Source organism: Legionella drozanskii LLAP-1 (assembly GCF_001467585.1).
In the GTDB taxonomy this organism is placed as follows: domain Bacteria; phylum Pseudomonadota; class Gammaproteobacteria; order Legionellales; family Legionellaceae; genus Tatlockia; species Tatlockia drozanskii.
Genome location: NZ_LNXY01000031.1, coordinates 11896 through 13095 on the forward strand (window position 1 = coordinate 11896; position 1200 = coordinate 13095).

Sequence of the window (1200 nt, forward strand, 5' to 3'; positions counted from 1 at the left end):
GTATACTCTTTCCATTGGTTTCAATGGGTCTACAAAATTGGGTTTCATATTCACAGGACGATATTTAATCTGTTCATCTAAAAAAACAGCTATGTGTTTTAACCAATGCTGATCATCGCGTTTAGGGTAATCTTCACGACTATGTGCGCCTCTACTTTCCTTACGTGTTAATGCTGCTGTAGCAGTCATTAAAGCGACGTCCATCAAATTGTCTAATTCCAAAGCCTGGATTCGTGCCGTATTAAAAATTTTGCTCGTGTCCGTTAAAGCAGCATGTTTAAGACGCTCACGTAATTCTTTCAATTGTTTGAGTCCCTCTATCATGTGTTCTTCCATGCGAAATACGCCAAAGTTATTTTGCATTACTTTTTGCATTGCTTGTCGGATGAGTCTGTAATCTTCTCCCTTTTTAGAATTATTCCAGTGATCTACTCGTGAACATGCTGTTTCAATATCACTTTCAGTGATGGAGTGGAGCGGTAAATCTTCTTTAATTGCTTTTTCAGCATGCAATCCCGCAGCTTTACCAAATACAACCAAATCTAACAAAGAATTACTGCCTAAGCGATTGGCACCATGAACAGAAACACAAGCACATTCGCCTATTGCATATAGTCCTTCTACGATTTGATCTTCATCAGCAGATCCGATAGTAATCACTTGGCCATGCACATTTGTTGGAATTCCACCCATCATATAATGACCTGTAGGAGTTACTGGAATGGGGTCAATAATCGGATCAGTGTGTGCAAAAGTGATAGCTAACTCTCGTATTCCAGGCAATCGTGAATTGATAACATCTGCGCTTAAATGATCGAGTTTAAGTTTTACATAATCAACACCTGTTGGATTGAAACCATTACCTGCGCGGAGTTCTAAAGCAATTGCCCGAGAAACAACATCACGCGAAGCAAGATCTTTGGCGTGTGGTGCATAGCGCTCCATAAACCGTTCACCGTTTTTATTGATAAGATATCCACCTTCACCCCGAACAGCTTCTGTAATTAAGATGCCAACACCTGGCAAACCTGTTGGATGAAATTGCCACATTTCAATATCTTGCAAAGGAAGCCCAGCCCGTAATGACATTCCTAATCCATCACCCGTATTAATCAATGCATTTGTGGAAGTTTCAAAAATCCGGCCTGCTCCGCCTGTTGCAAGAATAGTAGCTTTGGCATTAAAAAATGCTTTTTCACC

1 protein-coding gene is annotated in these 1200 nt (G+C 40.4%); it reads right to left on the reverse strand.

Annotated features, from left to right (window positions below):
• The coding region (locus Ldro_RS13560; protein WP_058497213.1) for an FAD-binding protein at positions 1–1200 on the reverse strand (1200 nt) is incomplete at both ends.